Source organism: Nocardioides bruguierae, assembly GCF_023656415.1.
In the GTDB taxonomy this organism is placed as follows: Bacteria; Actinomycetota; Actinomycetes; order Propionibacteriales; family Nocardioidaceae; genus Nocardioides; species Nocardioides bruguierae.
On the sequence record NZ_JAMOIL010000011.1, the window covers coordinates 59,956 to 76,676 of the forward strand.

A 16,721-nucleotide genomic window follows, 5' to 3' on the forward strand; every position below is an offset into this window, starting at 1 on the left:
AGCCTACGGGGCCGCGGCCGTCGCGCGCCCGTCCGCGTGACGTGCGCGCACGTGCCCGGGCCGGATCGCCCCGACGCCGGCGTTGCGGAAAGCACTGGCCCCCGTCGTCGGTCTCTGTCACATTGGTGGTGCCGGTGGGCGCCGGTGCGTGCTGGGTGAGCGGAGGCCCGAGCGTGGACGAGCAGAGCGTGGTCGACGTGAGCGACGACCTGGGCGAGGTCGACGTCGCCCTCGTGGCGTACCGCGAGGACGGCTGGTGGACCGTCGCCGAGCTGGCCGAGGACGACCTCGAGGACGTCGAGGACGTGGCCGACGCGCTGTCCGAGATGGGCACCGACGCGGTCGCGATGATCGCCGTCGCGGACGAGTTCTTCGTGCTCGTGCGCGTGGCCGGCCCCGAGACCCGGGTGCTGCTCTCGGACGGCTCCGCCGCCGAGGACTACGACCTCGCCGCCTCGGTGCTGGACTTCCTCGACGTCGACGACCAGGACGACGACGACCTGGGCGACCCGGTCGGCCACCTCGACGTGCTCGGCGACCTCGGCATCGGGGCGCCCGAGATGGAGGACCTGCTCGACGACACCGCCGACGCCGAGTACCTCGACGAGGTGCTCTCCGACCTCGCGCGCCGCCTCGGGTTCGGCGAGCTGTTCGACGACGCGGTGGGCCTCAGCCCCGCCTGACCCGCCTCCGGTCGTCGAGGTACCACCGCCGGCCTCGCACGTCGGTCACCGCGGGCTGGGAGGATGGGGCCATGCCGCCGTCCGACCGCTTCGAGCCCGCGATGCGCCTCGCCCTGGCGCAGGCGCGCCTCGCGCCCGCGGGCGGTGACGTGCCGATCGGCGCCGTGGTGGTCGGCCCGGACGGCGAGGTCTGGGGCCGCGGGCACAACCTGCGCGAGGCCACCGGCGACCCGACCGGCCACGCCGAGGTGGTCGCGCTGCGCGAGGCCGCCCGCACCCGCGGGGAGTGGCGTCTGAGCGGCGGCACGCTCGTCGTCACCCTCGAGCCGTGCACGATGTGCGCCGGCGCGGCCGTGCTGTCGCGGGTGGACCGCGTCGTCCTCGGCGCGTGGGACGACAAGGCCGGCGCGGCCGGGTCGCTGTGGGACGTCGTCCGCGACCGCCGGCTCAACCACCGCCCCGAGGTGGTCGGCGGGGTGCTGGAGGCGGAGTGCGCCGCCCTGCTCACCGACTTCTTCGACGGCCACCGCTGAGCGTCCTCGGTCTCGCGACGATTGCTGCGCAATCTCCTCGACCAGCGGAAGGCCGCTGAGCGTCCGAGGGGCCGCTGAGATCAGGCCAGGACGACCGGCACCTCGAGCCGGTCGGACAGCGCGGAGAGCGTGGTGCCCGACAGGTCACGCACCAGCAGTGCACCGTCGGCGCGCCCCCGCGACGCGGTGATCTCGAAGGTGGCCAGGTCGGTGTAGACCCGGTCCACGCAGGCCAGGCCGGTCAGCGGGTACGTGCAGGCCGGGACGACCTTGGGCGAGCCGTCCTTGGCGAACAGCGTCATCATCACCCAGACCTGCTCGGCGCCGATGGCGAGGTCCATGGCGCCGCCGACCGCCGGGATCGCGTCGGGCGCGCCCGTGTGCCAGTTGGCCAGGTCGCCGTTCGCCGACACCTGGAAGGCGCCGAGCACGCACACGTCCAGGTGGCCGCCGCGCATCATGGCGAAGGAGTCGGCGTGGTGGAAGTACGCCGCCCCCGGCAGCTCGGTGACGGGGATCTTGCCGGCGTTGATCAGCTCCTCGTCCACCTCGTCCTCGACGGCAGCCGGCCCGAAGTTCAGCATCCCGTTCTCGGTGTGCAGCACGACGCCGGAGCCGGGCCGCAGGTGGTCCGAGACCAGCGTCGGCTGGCCGATGCCGAGGTTGGCGTAGGCGCCGTCGGGGACGTCGCGGGCGATCGCGGCGGCCAGCGTGTGCTTGCCGCGCGGGGCGGTCCCGGTGGACGCGGGGGTGCTCATCGGTCAGGCCTCCTGGGCGCCGGGGCACACGACCCGGTCGACGTAGATGCTCGGGGTCACGACGGTCTCGGGGTCGAGCCCGCCGACCTCGACGACGTGCCCGACCTGGGCGATCACGGTGCGGGCCGCGGTCGCCATCACGGGGCCGAAGTTGCGGGCGGTCCTGCGGTAGACGAGGTTGCCCATCCGGTCGGCCGTGTGGGCCTTGATCAGGGCGACGTCCCCCTTGATGGGGTACTCCAGGGCGTAGGCTCGGCCGTCGATCTCGCGGATCTCCTTGCCCTCGGTCAGCGGCGTGCCGACACCGGTGGGGCAGAAGAACGCGCCGATCCCGGCGCCGGCCGCGCGCATCCGCTCGGCGAGGTTGCCCTGCGGCACGACCTCGAGCTCGATCTCGCCGGCGCGGTAGAGGCCGTCGAAGACCCACGAGTCGCTCTGCCGCGGGAACGAGCAGATCACCTTGCGCACCCGCTTGGCGGCCAGCAGCGCGGCCAGGCCGGTGTCCCCGTTGCCGGCGTTGTTGGACACGATGACGAGGTCCTTCGCGCCCTGGTCGATGAGGGCGTCGATCAGCTCGACGGGCATGCCGGCCATGCCGAACCCGCCGACCAGCACGGTCGAGCCGTCCGCAACGTCGGCGACCGACTCCGCGTAGGAGTCCAGCACCCGGGCGCTCATCGCTGCGGCCCCGTCACGTTCTCCAGCACCACGGCCAGGCCCTGGCCGACGCCGATGCAGATGGCGGCCACGCCCCAGCGGCCGCCCGACTCCACCAGCCGGGCCGCGAGGGTCGCCAGCACGCGGGCGCCCGAGGCGCCCAGGGGGTGACCGAGCGCGATCGCCCCGCCCTTGGCGTTGACGATCTCGGGGTCGACCTTCCAGGCGTCCACGCAGGCCAGCGACTGCACCGCGAAGGCCTCGTTCAGCTCGACGGCATCGACGTCGGCCCAGGTGATGCCGGCGCGGGCCAGGGCCCTGTTGGCGGCCTCGACGGGCGCGAGGCCGAACTCCTGCGGGGCGAGCGCGTGCACGCCACGGCCGGCCACGCGGGCGAGCGGTGCCAGGCCCAGGGTGTCGGCAGCGGCCTCGGAGCCGATCAGGACGGCGGCGGCCCCGTCGCTCAGCGGGGAGGCGTTGCCGGCGGTGATGGAGCCGTCCGTGCGGAAGGCGGGCCTGAGGTCGGCGAGCGTCTCGGGCGTCGAGCCGGGGCGGATCGACTCGTCCCGGTCCAGGTCGACGCCGTCGACGGGCACGACGAGGTCGTCGTAGAACCCGGCGTCCCAGGCGGCCGCGGCCAGCGTGTGGGAGCGGGCGGCGAAGGCGTCCTGCCGCTCGCGGGAGATGCCGTGGTCGTCGGCGACCTGCTCGTTGCACTCGCCGAGCGAGGCGGTCCACTCCGCCGGCATCCGCTCGTTGACCAGCCGCCAGCCGAGCGTCGTGGAGACGGCGGTGACGTCCCCGGCCGGGTAGGCGCGCGACGGCTTGGGCAGCACCCACGGTGCACGGGTCATCGACTCCACCCCGCCGGCCACGACGACGTCCGCGTCGCCGGTCTCGATCGCGCGGGAGCCGCTGATCGCGGCGTCCAGGGAGGACCCGCAGAGCCGGTTGACCGTGGTCGCCGGCACCGAGACCGGCAGGCCGGAGAGCAGCACGGCCATGCGCCCGACGTTGCGGTTGTCCTCGCCCGCCTGGTTGGCGCAGCCCCAGACCACGTCGTCGACGGCCGCGCCGGTGGCCTGGCCGTCGCCGGTCAGCCCCGGCGCGCGCTGGAGCACGGCGCGCAGGGCGGTGGCCGCCAGGTCGTCGGGGCGGACGTCGGCGAGCGCACCGTTGAAGCGTCCGAACGGCGTCCGGGCGGCGGTGTAGAGGTAGCTGGCGGTCACGGGTCCGACGGTGGCACCGCCGATTGATCGACGCCAATACGAAGTTGGCCTCTATTGATACTGGTGACTTATCAGCGCTGGTGGCAGGCTGGCCACGTGGAGCTGCGTCACCTCAGGTCGTTCGTCGCGCTCGCCGAGGAGCAGCACTTCGGCCGCGCCGCCGCCCGGCTGCACCTGGCCCAGCCGGCACTCTCCCAGCAGCTCCAGCAGCTGGAGCGCGAGGTCGGCGTGCGGCTGGTCGACCGCTCCACGCGCCGGGTCGCGCTGACGGACGCCGGCCGGCTGCTGGAGGAGCGGGCGCGGGCCGTCCTCGGGGACCTGGAGCGCACCACCGCGGACCTCGCCCAGGTCGCGGCCGGCCGGCTCGGCCGCTGCTCGGTGGGCTTCGTCGGCACGGCCACCTACGACGTCCTGCCCCGCCTGGCCAGACGTGCCCGGGAGGACCTGCCGGGCGTGACGCTCGACCTGCGCGGCGAGCAGCTCGCCCCCGCGCTCCTGGACGCGGTGCGCGAGCGCTCGCTCGACCTGGCGGTGCTGCGGCCCGGTGCCGAGCCCACGCACGACCTGGTCGTCACCCTGCTGCGGGCCGAACCGCTCGTGGCCGTCCTGCCGACCGCCCACCCCGCGGCGGCCGCCGGGGTCGTCGACCTGGCCGACCTCGCCGACGAGGTGCTCGTGACCCACCCCTCCGGCCACCGCTCGGCCATGCACGGCCGGGTGCTGGAGGCCTGCGCCCGCGCCGGCTTCACCCCGCGCGAGGTGCTGGAGGTGGGGGAGACCGCCACGCTCGCGGTCTTCGTCGCCGGCGGGCTCGGCGTGGCGCTCGTGCCCGCCTCGGTGCAGGCGCTGCGGCTCGACGGGGTCGCCTACGTGCCGCTGGCTCGGGCCGAGGACGTCGACCTCGTCCTCGCCCACCACGCGGACGCGGGCCCCGCCGCGCACGCGGTCGCCCGCCTCGTCCGGGACGTGGCGGGGGGCTGAGCCCGCCCGAGGCGACCGCTCACCTGCTCGTCACCCGCCGGTCACCGGGCCGCCCTAGCCTCGCCCGGGTGATCGCCTCCGCGCCCGGGCACGACCTCGCGCCCCGCTCCGCCCGCACCCGCGTCGGCCGTCGGCTCAGCCGGGCGCTCCAGCGGAGCACCGAGCGGTTCGCGTGGGTGGCGATGCTCGCGGTGTTCGTGACCGTGGGCGCGGGCGTCGGCGCCTCGCTGGCGGCGCGCCCCGGTGCGGTGCTCGGCGGGCTGCTCGCCCTGCTCGCGTTCTGGCCCTACCTCGTGGTGGCGCTGGCCGTCCGGCTCGCGGCGTTCCTGCGCGGGGAGCCGGCCGCCGTCCACCACTGAACCGCCGAGTCGGCAGCACGTTGCTGCCGACTCGGCGGGTGGGGAGGCTGTGCGGGGTCAGTGGCCGGGACCACCGGAGCCGCCCGGGCCGCCGCCGGAGCCGCCGGGGCCGCCACCCATCCCGCCACCCATGCCGCCGGTGGCCTCGCCGGCCGTGCCGGTGCCGAGGTCGTCACCGCCGGAGACCACGGTGTAGGTCTCGCCGTCGGTGACGTCGCTGGAGGAGAAGACCCAGCTCGAGGCCTGCTTCGCGGTGGTCACCTCGGCCACGACGTTGCCGTCGGCGTCCTCGAGCTGGAGGGTGGTGCCGGCCGGGACGGTCGAGAAGGTCACCGACACGAACGACTGCGAGGAGTCCGCCGAGGGCGACTGCGCCATGCCGCTGGAGCCGACCGCCGACAGGGTGCCGCCGGAGACGTCGAGCGTCTGGTCGACGTCGACGGCGCCGTTGCCGTCGCTCTGCGGACCCTGGACGACGACGGACCCGCCGGTCATGGTGGCGCTGCCGTTGGCGTCCAGGCCGTCGCCCTCGGCGTCGATGGTGAGCGCGCCGCCGCTGATCGTGAGCATGGCGTCGGCGGTGTCGCTGCCGACCACGTTCACCCCGTCGTCGGAGGAGGTGACGTCCATGGAGCCGCCGGTCAGCTCCATGGTGCCGGCCTCGAGGCCCTCGTAGGACTCGGTGACCACCACGGTGCCGTCGGAGATGGTCAGGTCGCCCTCGGCGTGGATGCCGTCGTCGCCGGTGGCGAGCGTGACCTCGCCCCCGGAGACGGAGACGACCGAGTCGGAGTGGATCGCGTCGTCGGCGGCGTCGACGTCCACGGTGCCGGAGGAGATGACGACGCTGACGTCGCCGACCAGGCCCTTGGCACCGGAGTCCTCGCCGCCCGCGGACGCGCCGCCGCCGGCGGTCACGGTGAGGCTGCCGCCGTCCACGACCACGTCGGTGGTGGCGGTGGCGCCGTCGTCGCCGGAGACGACCGCGGTGCTGCCGCCGAGCAGGGCGATGAAGCCGACGGTCGCGTCGGCGTCGCCGTCGGACTTCAGCCCGTCGCCGCCGGCGTCGACGCTGATCGTGCCGCCGCTGATCTCGAGCCAGTCCTTGCCGCGGATGCCGTCGTCGTCGGCGTCGACGGTGAGGGTGCCGCCGGTGATGGTGAGGCCGTCCTTGCTGGTGATGCCGTCGGCGTGCGAGGTGACGGTGAGCGACCCGGTGCCGGCGATGGTGAGGTCGGCGGTGGAGAAGAGGGTCGCGTTGACGGCGTCGGTCTCCTCGTCGTCCGCGGTGGAGCCCGCGCCGTCGGCCAGGGTGTTCTCGCTGCCGTCGGCCAGCACGACGACCGCGGCGTCGGCGTTCTCGACCACGAGCGGGGAGTCGTCGGAGGAGGTGAGGTCGACGCCGTCGAGCACCAGGCGCACGGTGTCGTCGTCGCCCGCGTCCACGACCACCTGGCCGTCGGACAGGCTGCCGGAGAGCACGTAGGTGCCGGCGGCCGTGATGGTGACGACGTCGCCGTCGACGGTCACGGCGCTGTCGTCGGAGGCGCTGCTCGCGCCGTCGGCGAGGGTGATCGTCACGGCCTCGGAGTCGTCGTAGTCGGCGTCGCCGGTCTCGACCTCGGCGTTCTCGGCGAGCGTCTCGCTCGCGGTGATGCCGGCCTCGCCGGCGGCCTCGCCGGCGGTCACGGCGGCGGTGTCGGCGCTGGTGGCGGTGCTCGCGTCGCCGGCCGAGCAGGCGGCGAGGGCCAGCACGGCGGTCGCGGAGACGACGGCGGCGGCCAGACGGCCGCGCAGGCGGCGGGCGGGGGTGCGGTGAGAGGTCACGGATGCTCCTGGGGATCGTCGGTGATCGGGTCAGGCGGGTCGGTCAGGTCGGTCGGAGGGGGGTGGTGGCGGCGGCTCAGCGCCGCGGCAGGCCGAGGTCGCGCTCGAGCACCCGGTGCCACCGCAGGCGGGGCAGGGCGGGGTCGAGGGCGGCGAGGCCGGTGCCGAACTTCGAGATGCGGACGGGGCGGTGCCCGCGCGCCCACAGCAGCCGGTCGAGCGCGGAGGGGGTGGAGCCGGTCTTGGTCTCCACCACCACGCGGTCGGTGACCGGCAGGCGGGACGCGTGGGCGCCCGGCAGGGCCCAGACCAGGTCGGTGTCGAGGGTGGCGCGGCTGTCGGTGCCGGGCTCGTCGCCCGCGAGCAGCAGCGTGGTGCGCCGGTAGCTGCTGACCAGGGCCGGGGCGAGACCCTCGACGCGGACGTGGTCGGGCACCCGCGCGGCACGCAGCCGCTCGTCGAGGAACTGCTGCTCGCCGTCGTCCAGCGGCCCGCGGTGGGCGCGGAGCACCCGCTCCTTGAGGTTGGTGCCGCGCGGGCCGGGGACCTTGACCTCCAGGTACGTCGTGCCCGTGTCGAGGTAGGTGCGCTCGCGCACCTTGAACCGCCGCCGGCGGCCCTGGCCGGCGAGCCAGAACGCGTCGAGCGCCGGGGTGTCGAGGTAGTCCGAGCGGTAGCCGAACGCGCGGCTGCCCTCGATCTCGAGCACGCGGGTGCGCTCCGGCACCGCGGCGAGCAGGTCCGGGAGCTCCTGCTCGGGCACGACGTACTTGCGGTCGACGCGGGTCAGCAGCGCCGCGGTCTCGACGAGCTCCTCGAGCCCGATGGGTGCCAGGTGCGCCGTCCAGCCCTGGGCGCGGTGCCCGCTGTGGTGCCGGGTGGCGTGCGTGGCGCGGCCGTCGACGCCGGGGCCGCCGGGCCGGTCGGAGAGGGCCGTCATCGGCCGACCTCGCGCAGCCCCGCCCCCTGCGCGAGGCCCGGGGCGGCGGAGGCGCCGCCGGTGTGCCGCGGCCCGGCGGGGCGGTGCCGCACGGTGACGGTGGTGGTGTCGTTGACGAGGTTCGTGCTGGTCACGCGCGCGTCGAGCACCTCGGCGCCGAGCAGGCCCTCGAGGTGGGCGGTGAGGCCGGCCATGTCGGTCCAGGCCCGGTCGAGCACCATCTCCTGGGTGCGGGCCTCGGGCGCGAGCCGCGGGTGGTCGCCCACCCACAGGGCCACGAGGACGGCGGCCATCAGCCCGACCACCAGCACCGACGGCGTCCCCGCGACCCCGGCGACGAGGCCGAGCGTGAGGGCCGCGAAGTAGTAGGCGATCTCGTGGTGGGCCAGCTCGGTGGAGCGCAGCCGGATGATCGAGAGCACGCCGAACAGACCGAGGCCGAGGCCGGCGCCGACGGTGCTGTCGGCCAGCACGGCGGTGACGGCCAGGACGCCGACGTTGACCGCCAGGTAGGCGCCCGCCAGCTCCGGGCGCCGGTGGCGCAGCAGGAACAGGCCCACGAGGGCGAGGACGGCGACGAGGTCGATGGCGAGCATCGGCAGCTGGGTCATGACGGACTCCGGTGGATGAACGTGCGGTGACGCGGAGGCGTCACCCGGACGTCCACCAGGAAGCCGGGCGGGGCTGCGACGGCCGTGATGGGGCGCTGTGCGGTTCCTGTGAGGGGCGTTCCCTCAGGGAAGTCGGGACGTTCGTCCCAGGTCAGGGGAGTAGTGCCGGCCCAGTGCCGTCACCCCGGTGCCGTCACCCCGGTGCCGTCACCCCGTCGTCGCCCCGGTGTCGTCACCAGGGGGCGTCAGCCGAGCGTGGACGCCCGCGCCACCAGCTCGGGGGTGAACAGCACCCGCTGGTGGGTGTGCTCGCCGCCGGCGGCCTCCTCGAGCACGAGGTCCGCGGCGGTGCGGCCCAGCTGCTGGCGCGGCTGACGGACCGACGACAGCGGGACGGCGGCGGCCGCCGCGTACTCGACGTCGTCGTAGCCGAGGATCGCCAGGTCGGCGGGGCAGCGCAGCCCCGAGGCGATGACCTGCTGGAGCAGGCCGAGGGCGATGAGGTCGTTGACGCAGAACGCGGCGGTGGGGCGGCGCGAGGAGGACATCCCCGCCAGGCGCTGACCGGCCTCGCGGCCGTCGGCGACCGTGAGGTCGGCCGTGCTGAGCAGCACGAGGTCCTCGGGGTCCAGCCCGGCCTCCGCCCAGGCGGTGCGGGCGCCGGCGAGACGGTCGCGCACCTGGCCGAGGTCGGCGGGGCCGCCGATGAAGGCGACCCGGCGGTGGCCGCGGTCCAGGAGGTGCTCCATCGCGACCCGGCCGCCGAGGACGTCGTCGACGGCCACGGAGCAGAAGTCGTCCCCCTCGCGGGTGCGGTCGACGATCACGACGGGGGTGCCGCGGCGGGCGATCTGGTCCAGCAGCGGGGAGTCGGGGTCGACGGGCGTGACGAGCAGGCCCTGCACGCGCTGCTGCTCGAACTGGTCCAGGTGGGCCTGCTCGCGCTCGCGGCGGCTGCCGGAGTTGCCCAGCACGACGGTGAGGCCGTGGGCCTCGGCGGCGGTCTCGATGCCGGCGGCGACGTCGGTGAAGAACGGGTTGCCGGCGTCGAGCATGACGTAGGCGAGGGTGCGGCTGACCCCGGAGCGCAGCTGCCGGGCGGACTCGTTGCGCACGAAGCCGAGGTCGGCCATCGCCCGCTGCACCCGGGCGCGCGTGGCCTCGCTGACCCGGTCGGGGCGGTTGAGCACGTTGGAGACGGTGCCGAGCGAGACCCCGGCCGCGGCGGCCACGTCCTTGACGGACACGGAACGACCCGGAGTGGATGGCACGTGCGCCTCCTGGACGAGCGGGACGGGTGGTCCAGACCGATGTGCGGGCCCGGTCTTGAAACGATCAAGCGGCATCTTACGAGAGTGTGGCCCGAGTCACCGCCTCCGCGACCCGGTCTCTTCACATCGAGACTTCGATCACTGCTTGACGCGTGTGACCGCCCTCACCTACGGTTCCCTGCGTTCGCCGTTAAAACGTTTCAACTCTTGAACGGAGGAGCCCGATGGCTGCCGCCACCCTGGTGCTCGAGGACGTCAGCAAGTCCTTCGGTGCCGTCCGCGCGCTGCGCTCCGCCAGCCTCACCGTCCAGCCCGGTTCCATCCACGCGCTGGTCGGCGAGAACGGCGCGGGCAAGTCGACGCTGATCAAGATCGTCGCCGGCGTCCACCGCCGCGACGGCGGCGTCTTCGAGCTCAACGGCGAGGCCGCCGACTTCTCCTCCACGGCGGAGTCGAAGGCGGCCGGCGTCGCGGTGATCTACCAGGAGCCGACGCTGTTCCCGGACCTCGACGTCTCCGAGAACATCTTCATGGGCCGCCAGCCCGGCAGCACGCTGCGCATCGACAAGCAGCGGATGTACGCCGAGGCCGCCGCGCTGTTCGAGCGCCTCGGCGTCGCGATCGACCCCCGGCGTCCGGCCAAGGGCCTCTCCATCGCCGACCAGCAGATCCTGGAGATCGCCAAGGCGATCTCGCTGGACGCCTCGCTGCTGATCATGGACGAGCCGACCGCCGCCCTCTCGGGCGTCGAGGTCGAGCGGCTGTTCACCGTGGCCCGCCAGCTGCGCGACGAGGGCCGCGGCATCGTGTTCATCTCCCACCGCTTCGAGGAGGTCTTCGACCTCTGCGACACCGTCTCGGTGATGCGCGACGGCGAGTACGTCTCCACCGAGACGATCGCCGAGACCAGCGTCGAGGCGATCGTGGCCAAGATGGTCGGCCGCGAGGTCGCCGAGCTGTTCCCCAAGACCCCCGCCGAGATCGGCGACGTCGTCCTCGACGTGCAGGGCCTCACCTCGCCCGGCCAGTTCCGCGACGTCACCTTCCAGGTCCGCGCCGGCGAGATCGTCGGCCTGGCCGGCCTCGTGGGCGCCGGCCGCTCCGAGATCGCCCGCGCCGTCTTCGGCGTCGACGGCTACTCCGCCGGTCGCGTCTCGCTGAACGGCGCCGCGGTGGCCAAGCAGAACCCGCGCTCCGCGATCAGCGCCGGCATCGCCTTCATCCCCGAGGACCGCCGCAAGCAGGGCCTGGTCACGGAGGGCTCGGTGGCCCGCAACGTCGCCGGCGTCATCCGCACGGGCCTCTCCCGCCTCGGCGTGCTCACCTCGCGCGCCGAGAACCGCGCCGCCGGCCCCTGGGCCGCCAAGCTCGAGGTGAAGACCTCCGCCCTCGACATGCGCGCGGCCACGATGTCCGGCGGCAACCAGCAGAAGGTCGTCATCGCCAAGTGGCTGGTCACCCAGCCGAAGCTGCTGATCATCGACGAGCCCACCCGCGGCATCGACGTCGGCACCAAGTCCGAGGTGCACCGCCTGCTCTCCGACCTCGCCGGCCAGGGCATGGCGATCCTGATGATCAGCTCCGAGCTGCCCGAGGTGCTCGGCATGGCCGACCGCGTCCTCGTCGTCTGCGAGGGCCGGATCACCGCCGACATCGCCCGCGACGAGGCGACGCCCGAGAACGTCATGCACGCCGCCACCCACCGCGACGGCCACGTGGCCGGCGCGACCCACAGCGCCGCCGCCGGCAGCGCCGACTCCCAGGAGGTCACGGCGTGAGCGCCACCCTCGTCCAGCCCAGCAAGGCCGGGCTGCTCTCCACGATCCTGCGCTCGCGCGAGCTGGCGATCGCCGTCGTGCTCGTCGCCCTCGTGCTGGTGGCGACCGCCAAGACGGAGTCGTTCCTGTTCAGCGCGGACGGCTGGCGCAACGTCCTGCTGAACCCGGCGATGCTCGTGGTGCTGGCCATCGGCCAGGCCTGCGTGATCATCACCCGCTCGGTCGACCTCTCCGTCGGCTCGACCCTGGGCCTGACCGCCTACTTCGCCGGCCGGCTGTTCATCGACTTCCCGAGCCTGCCGATCGTCGTGGTCGTCCTGCTCGCCGTGCTGCTCGGTGCGCTGCTGGGCCTGGTCAACGGCGTGCTGGTCTCCTTCGCCAAGGTGCCGGCGCTCGTGATCACCCTCGGCACGATGTACATCTACCGCGGCATCTTCCTCACGTGGGCGGGCTCCAGCCGGATCACCGCCGACCAGATCCCGCGGTCGTTCTCCCAGCTCGGCACCCAGCAGATCGTCACCATCCCGGTGCTCACGATCGTGGCGCTGGCCGTGCTGGGCGTGGCCGCCTACTTCCTCTCCTCCACCCGCCCGGGCCGCGAGCTGTACGCCATCGGCTCCGACCCGGACGCGGCCGACCTCTACGGGCTCCCGGTGCTGCGCCGCGTCCTGCTGGCCTTCGTGGCCTCCGGCGCGCTGGCCGGCCTGGCGGGCGTCATGTTCCTGGCCCGCTACGGCACGGTCTCCTCGCAGGCCGGCCAGGGCATCGAGCTCCAGGCCGTCGGCGCGGCCGTCATCGGCGGCGTCGCGATCTTCGGCGGCAGCGGCTCGGCGCTCGGCGCGGCCGTCGGCGCCTACCTGCTGGTGACGATCAACTCGGTGCTGCCGATCCTGGGCATCTCCGACTTCTGGCAGCAGGCCGTGGTCGGCGCGCTGATCCTCGGCGCCATCGCCCTGGACCGCTTCCTCTCGCTGCGGCAGGACGCCGCCCTGGTGGCCGCCCGCGACCAGGCCCCGCCGTCCGGCGGCGGCGGGTCGCCCGGCAACCCCGGCTCCTCCGCCCCGTCCGCCCCGACCAGCCCGCAGGTGACCGCATGAGCACGCTGACGCAGGCCCCGACGACCGAGGGCCGCACCTACCCGTCCTACTCCCGGTCCCTGGCCCGCCGCGTGCTGGCCACCCGCGAGTTCGCCGTCATCGGCCTGTTCGTCCTGGTCTACGTCTTCTCGACCGCGACCATCGACAACTTCTCCAGCCCGCTGACCCTGTACTACCTCTTCCTCGACAACATCCCGATCCTGCTGATCGCGCTGCCGATGGCGGCCGTGATCGTCACCGGCGAGATCGACCTGTCGGTGGCCAGCATCGTGGGGCTCTCCTCGTGCCTGGTCGGCCTCCTGCACGTGGACGCCGGCCTCTCGATGGGCGCCGCGATCGGGCTGGCCCTGCTCGCCGGTGTCGTGGCGGGCGCCTTCAACGGCTTCCTCGTCGCCTACGTCGGGCTGCCGTCGCTCGCGGTCACCATCGGCACGCTGGCCCTCTACCGCGGCATCGCGGAGGGCCTGCTCGGCACCCAGGCCAAGACCGACTTCCCGCAGGGGTGGAAGGACCTGGCGACCGCCCAGCTCGGCAACGCCTCGCCCTACCCCGTCGTGCTGCTGCTCGTCGCGGTGCTCGCGGTCCTGTTCGCCTGGATGCTCCACTTCTCCTCGTTCGGCCGCGGCATCTTCGAGATCGGCCTGAACGACGAGGCGGCCCACTTCACCGGCGTGAACGTGGCCCGCACCAAGCTGACCCTGTTCGTCCTCTCGGGCGTCGTGAGCGCCCTGGCCGGCGTGTACTACACGCTGCGCTACGGCAGTGCCCGCGGCGACAACGCCACCGGCATGGAGCTCCAGGTCATCGCGGCCGTGCTCCTGGGCGGCGTCTCCATCTTCGGCGGTCGGGGCGCGCTGCACGGCGTCCTGGCCGGCGTCCTGCTCATCGGCGTCATCCGCTCCGCGATGACGCTCGAGGGCCTGACGGTCAACGTCACCAACATCGTGATCGGCGCGCTGCTCGTGGCGTCGGTCATCTCCACCAGCCTCCTCGCCTGGTTCGCCACGGTGCGGGCGAGGCGAGCCAGCGGGTCGCGCAGCGGCCCGACGACAGCTGCCGGCAAGCGGTCACTGTCGAACTGACACCCCACTGAAAGGGAAGAACGATGAAGTTCCTCAACCGGCGTACGTCGGCCGTCGCGGCCGTCGTGCTCAGCGCCACCCTGGGTCTGACCGCTTGCGGCAGCACCACCGACGCCAGCTCGGACTCGGGCTCCTCGTCCTCCGACGGCGGCGACGTCTCCGTCACCTTCCTGCCCAAGAACCTGGGCAACCCCTACTTCGAGACCTCGGACGCCGGCGGCCAGAAGGCCGTCGAGGAGTTCGGCGGCGAGTTCACCGAGGTCGGCCCCGACACGGCCACCCCCGACGGGCAGGTCTCCTTCATCCAGACCGCCGCCCAGCAGGGCGTCTCCGCGCTGGTGCTCTCGGCCAACGACCCCGCCGCCCTGTGCGACAGCCTCAACCAGGCCCGCGACACCGCCGACGTCAAGGTCGTCACCTTCGACTCCGACGTCAACGCCGACTGCCGCGACCTCTACGTCTCCCAGGCCGACTCCGAGGGCATCGCGACCGTCGAGGTCGACATGATCGCCGAGCAGATCGGTGACGAGGGCCAGATCGCGATCCTCTCCGCGTCCGCGAACGCGACCAACCAGAACGCCTGGATCGACATCATGAAGCAGGACCTGGCGGACAACCACCCGAACATCGAGCTCGTCGACGTCGTCTACGGCGACGACGACGACCAGACCTCGTTCGACAAGACCGCCGCGCTGCTGCAGACCTACCCGAACCTCAAGGGCATCATCAGCCCGACCACGGTCGGCATCGCCGCGGCCGCGCGCTACGTCTCGACCTCCAACTACAAGGGCAAGGTCGCGATCACCGGTCTCGGCACCCCGAACCAGATGCGCGAGTACGTCAAGGACGGCACCGTCACCGAGTTCGCCCTCTGGAACCCCGAGGACCTCGGCTACCTGGCCGCCTACGCCGCCAAGGCGCTCGTCGACGGCGAGATCACCGGCGCCGAGGGCGACTCCTTCTCGGCCGGCGACCTGGGCGACTACGAGGTCGGCGCCGACGGCACCGTCCTGCTGGGCGACCCGTTCCGCTTCAACGCCGACAACATCGACGACTTCGACTTCTGAGTCGGAGTCCTCGTCCCGGGTGCCCCCGCCGCCGTGCCGCGGCGGGGGCGCCCACCCCCGGCCCTCCCGATAGTGCGTGACGTCCTGCAGGCGACACGCCGACGAACGCCTGCAGAACGTCACGGACTACCCGCCGGACACCGACACCCGAGAAGGACGCCCGCCGTGCCCCGCTACTGCTTCACCTCCCAGGTGGACCCGGCCCACCTCGAGGCGTACGCCGAGGCGCACGCCCACGTGTGGCCCGAGATGTGCGAGGCGCTGGACGCCACCGGCTGGCGCAACTACTCGCTCTTCCTGCGCGAGGACGGGCTGCTCATCGGCTACGTCGAGTCCGACGACATCGAGGCCTCGCTGGCCGCGATGGGCGAGACCGAGGTCAACGCCCGCTGGCAGGCCGAGATGAGCCGGCTCTTCTCCGACGGCGACACCCCGCCCGACGAGGGCTTCCGGTTCGTCCGGGAGGTCTTCCACCTCGCCGACCAGCTGCCCCGCGGCTGAGCAGCAGCCACACCATCCCCCGCGTGACCCGCCACGGTGCGGACGGGGGGCGAGCCCGCGCAGGACGCGGGAGCGCGCCCCGTCCGCACCACGTGCGGCCCGGCTCGACAACCGAGCCGGGACGGGTCATCCTTCGTAGTGAAACGTTTCAGAATGGAGAGACCATGACTGACTTCGCCGCCATCGCTCCGCTCCTGGAGGGGCAGGCCATCGAGCTTCCCTCGTGGGCGTTCGGCAACTCGGGCACCCGCTTCAAGGTGTTCGGCACGCCGGGCACCCCGCGCAGCGTGGAGGAGAAGATCGCGGACGCCGCCCAGGTGCACCAGTACACCGGGCTGGCGCCGTCGGTCGCCCTGCACATCCCGTGGGACCTCGTGGACGACTACGCGAAGCTGCGCGAGTACGCCGCCGAGAAGGGCGTCTCGCTGGGCACGGTCAACTCCAACACCTTCCAGGACGACGACTACAAGTTCGGTGCCCTGACCCACGTGGACGAGAAGATCCGCCAGAAGGCGATCGACCACCACTTCGAGTGCATCGACGTCATGGACGCCACCGGCAGCCAGGACCTCAAGATCTGGCTCGCGGACGGCTCGAACTACCCGGGCCAGGCCGACATCCGCGGCCGCCAGGACCGCCTCGCCGACTCGCTGGCCAAGATCTACGACCGGATCGGCGACGACCAGCGCCTCGTGCTCGAGTACAAGTTCTTCGAGCCGGCGTTCTACCACACCGACGTGCCGGACTGGGGCACCTCGTACGCCCAGGTCAGCGCCCTGGGCGACAAGGCGATGGTCTGCCTGGACACCGGCCACCACGCGCCGGGCACCAACATCGAGTTCATCGTGATGCAGCTGCTGCGCCTGGGGAAGCTCGGCTCCTTCGACTTCAACAGCCGCTTCTACGCCGACGACGACCTGATCGTCGGCTCAGCCGACCCGTTCCAGCTGTTCCGCATCATCTTCGAGGTGGTCCGCGGCGGCGGGTACGGCCCGGCCAACCCCGACGGCACCAGCCCGGTCGCGTTCATGCTCGACCAGTGCCACAACGTCGAGGACAAGATCCCCGGCCAGATGCGCTCGGTGCTCAACGTCCAGGAGATGACGGCGCGCGCGCTGCTCGTCGACCGCGACGCCCTGAGCGCCGCGCAGGCGGCCGGCGACGTCCTGGGTGCCCACCAGGTCTTCATGGACGCCTTCTACACCGACGTCCGCGCCGACCTCGCCGCCTGGCGCGAGGAGCGCGGCCTGCCGGCCGACCCGATGAAGGCCTACGCCGCGTCGGGCTACCAGGCCGAGATCGAGGCCGCCCGCGTCGGCGGCACGCAGATGTCCTGGACCTGAGCCG

General features: G+C 73.2%; 17 protein-coding genes. 10 read left to right on the forward strand and 7 right to left on the reverse strand.

The window, feature by feature from the left end:
• The first annotated feature begins 173 nt into the window (after nucleotides 1-173).
• Together M8330_RS10050 and M8330_RS10055 are read left to right on the forward strand one after the other, a co-directional pair.
• The gene (locus M8330_RS10050; RefSeq protein ID WP_250827219.1) at nucleotides 174-683 is read left to right on the forward strand and encodes a tRNA adenosine deaminase-associated protein; all 510 of its coding nucleotides are present in this window, start codon (nucleotides 174-176) and stop codon (nucleotides 681-683) included.
• A 101-nt stretch (nucleotides 684-784) separates the two neighbouring features.
• Nucleotides 785-1,216 (forward strand): nucleoside deaminase, encoded by a 432-nt coding sequence (locus M8330_RS10055; RefSeq protein ID WP_250827302.1) that lies wholly within the window; start codon nucleotides 785-787, stop codon nucleotides 1,214-1,216.
• A gap of 80 nt (nucleotides 1,217-1,296) precedes the next feature.
• On the opposite strand, the gene M8330_RS10060 is transcribed toward M8330_RS10055, so the two are convergent.
• The 3 genes from M8330_RS10060 to M8330_RS10070 are packed head-to-tail and all read right to left on the reverse strand — an operon-like array spanning nucleotide 1,297 to nucleotide 3,860.
• Nucleotides 1,297-1,974, reverse strand: coding sequence for a 3-oxoacid CoA-transferase subunit B (locus M8330_RS10060; protein ID WP_250827220.1), 678 nt, complete (start codon nucleotides 1,972-1,974; stop codon nucleotides 1,297-1,299).
• Between the two features lie 3 nt (nucleotides 1,975-1,977).
• A complete protein-coding gene (locus M8330_RS10065; RefSeq protein WP_250053736.1) occupies nucleotides 1,978-2,652 on the reverse strand; it encodes a 3-oxoacid CoA-transferase subunit A in 675 nt (224 codons plus the stop codon).
• Nucleotides 2,649-3,860 carry a thiolase family protein gene (locus M8330_RS10070; protein WP_250053738.1) on the reverse strand — a complete coding sequence of 404 codons (1,212 nt, stop codon included), beginning with the start codon at nucleotides 3,858-3,860 and terminating at the stop codon, nucleotides 2,649-2,651. The genes M8330_RS10065 and M8330_RS10070 overlap by 4 nt, the downstream gene beginning before the upstream one ends.
• Before the next feature lie 96 nt (nucleotides 3,861-3,956).
• Between M8330_RS10070 and M8330_RS10075 the strand changes: the two genes are divergently transcribed.
• Together M8330_RS10075 and M8330_RS10080 are read left to right on the forward strand one after the other, a co-directional pair.
• Nucleotides 3,957-4,841 carry a LysR substrate-binding domain-containing protein gene (locus tag M8330_RS10075; protein WP_250827221.1) on the forward strand — a complete coding sequence of 295 codons (885 nt, stop codon included), beginning with the start codon at nucleotides 3,957-3,959 and terminating at the stop codon, nucleotides 4,839-4,841.
• A 68-nt stretch (nucleotides 4,842-4,909) separates the two neighbouring features.
• Complete coding sequence (locus M8330_RS10080; RefSeq protein ID WP_250827222.1) at nucleotides 4,910-5,200, forward strand: hypothetical protein; 291 nt, start codon at nucleotides 4,910-4,912, stop codon at nucleotides 5,198-5,200.
• Between the two features lie 57 nt (nucleotides 5,201-5,257).
• Here M8330_RS10080 and M8330_RS21950 read toward each other — a convergent pair whose 3' ends face one another.
• From M8330_RS21950 to M8330_RS10100, 4 genes are all read right to left on the reverse strand, one after another.
• Nucleotides 5,258-7,027, reverse strand: a complete 1,770-nt coding sequence (locus M8330_RS21950; protein WP_308196265.1) for a carbohydrate-binding domain-containing protein — start codon at nucleotides 7,025-7,027, stop codon at nucleotides 5,258-5,260.
• A gap of 76 nt (nucleotides 7,028-7,103) precedes the next feature.
• A complete protein-coding gene (locus tag M8330_RS10090) occupies nucleotides 7,104-7,967 on the reverse strand; it encodes a polyphosphate polymerase domain-containing protein (RefSeq protein WP_250827223.1) in 864 nt (287 codons plus the stop codon).
• On the reverse strand, nucleotides 7,964-8,578 hold the full coding sequence (locus tag M8330_RS10095; RefSeq protein WP_250827224.1) for a DUF4956 domain-containing protein: 615 nt from the start codon (nucleotides 8,576-8,578) through the stop codon (nucleotides 7,964-7,966). The genes M8330_RS10090 and M8330_RS10095 overlap by 4 nt, the downstream gene beginning before the upstream one ends.
• Nucleotides 8,579-8,823: 245 nt before the next feature.
• Nucleotides 8,824-9,849: a LacI family DNA-binding transcriptional regulator gene (locus M8330_RS10100; protein WP_250827225.1), complete on the reverse strand. Its 1,026-nt coding sequence runs from the start codon at nucleotides 9,847-9,849 to the stop codon at nucleotides 8,824-8,826.
• A gap of 224 nt (nucleotides 9,850-10,073) precedes the next feature.
• Here M8330_RS10100 and M8330_RS10105 point away from each other — a divergent pair, with 224 nt between their 5' ends.
• The 6 genes from M8330_RS10105 to rhaI all read left to right on the forward strand — a co-directional run bounded on the left by M8330_RS10105 (nucleotide 10,074) and on the right by rhaI (nucleotide 16,717).
• Nucleotides 10,074-11,627: a sugar ABC transporter ATP-binding protein gene (locus M8330_RS10105; RefSeq protein ID WP_250827226.1), complete on the forward strand. Its 1,554-nt coding sequence runs from the start codon at nucleotides 10,074-10,076 to the stop codon at nucleotides 11,625-11,627.
• On the forward strand, nucleotides 11,624-12,724 hold the full coding sequence (locus M8330_RS10110) for an ABC transporter permease (protein ID WP_250827227.1): 1,101 nt from the start codon (nucleotides 11,624-11,626) through the stop codon (nucleotides 12,722-12,724). The genes M8330_RS10105 and M8330_RS10110 overlap by 4 nt, the downstream gene beginning before the upstream one ends.
• Nucleotides 12,721-13,806 (forward strand): ABC transporter permease, encoded by a 1,086-nt coding sequence (locus M8330_RS10115; RefSeq protein ID WP_250827228.1) that lies wholly within the window; start codon nucleotides 12,721-12,723, stop codon nucleotides 13,804-13,806. Before M8330_RS10110 ends, M8330_RS10115 begins: the two co-directional genes overlap by 4 nt.
• A gap of 23 nt (nucleotides 13,807-13,829) precedes the next feature.
• The gene (rhaS, locus tag M8330_RS10120) at nucleotides 13,830-14,873 is read left to right on the forward strand and encodes a rhamnose ABC transporter substrate-binding protein (protein ID WP_250827229.1); all 1,044 of its coding nucleotides are present in this window, start codon (nucleotides 13,830-13,832) and stop codon (nucleotides 14,871-14,873) included.
• A gap of 165 nt (nucleotides 14,874-15,038) precedes the next feature.
• Nucleotides 15,039-15,374 (forward strand): L-rhamnose mutarotase, encoded by a 336-nt coding sequence (locus M8330_RS10125; RefSeq protein WP_250053771.1) that lies wholly within the window; start codon nucleotides 15,039-15,041, stop codon nucleotides 15,372-15,374.
• 164 nt (nucleotides 15,375-15,538) lie between these two features.
• On the forward strand, nucleotides 15,539-16,717 hold the full coding sequence (gene rhaI, locus M8330_RS10130) for an L-rhamnose isomerase (protein ID WP_250053772.1): 1,179 nt from the start codon (nucleotides 15,539-15,541) through the stop codon (nucleotides 16,715-16,717).
• The last annotated feature ends 4 nt before the right edge of the window (nucleotides 16,718-16,721 follow it).

What these genes read in the sequence shown, in the direction of transcription:
- M8330_RS10095 (WP_250827224.1), bottom strand. Translation starts at nt 8,578, where the DNA reads ATGACCCAGCTGCCGATGCTCGCCATCGACCTCGTCGCCGTCCTCGCC.
- M8330_RS10055 (WP_250827302.1), top strand. Translation starts at nt 785, where the DNA reads ATGCGCCTCGCCCTGGCGCAGGCGCGCCTCGCGCCCGCGGGCGGTGAC.
- rhaI (WP_250053772.1), top strand. Translation starts at nt 15,539, where the DNA reads ATGACTGACTTCGCCGCCATCGCTCCGCTCCTGGAGGGGCAGGCCATC.
- M8330_RS10060 (WP_250827220.1), bottom strand. Translation starts at nt 1,974, where the DNA reads ATGAGCACCCCCGCGTCCACCGGGACCGCCCCGCGCGGCAAGCACACG.
- M8330_RS10065 (WP_250053736.1), bottom strand. Translation starts at nt 2,652, where the DNA reads ATGAGCGCCCGGGTGCTGGACTCCTACGCGGAGTCGGTCGCCGACGTT.
- M8330_RS10115 (WP_250827228.1), top strand. Translation starts at nt 12,721, where the DNA reads ATGAGCACGCTGACGCAGGCCCCGACGACCGAGGGCCGCACCTACCCG.
- rhaS (WP_250827229.1), top strand. Translation starts at nt 13,830, where the DNA reads ATGAAGTTCCTCAACCGGCGTACGTCGGCCGTCGCGGCCGTCGTGCTC.
- M8330_RS10105 (WP_250827226.1), top strand. Translation starts at nt 10,074, where the DNA reads ATGGCTGCCGCCACCCTGGTGCTCGAGGACGTCAGCAAGTCCTTCGGT.
- M8330_RS10090 (WP_250827223.1), bottom strand. Translation starts at nt 7,967, where the DNA reads ATGACGGCCCTCTCCGACCGGCCCGGCGGCCCCGGCGTCGACGGCCGC.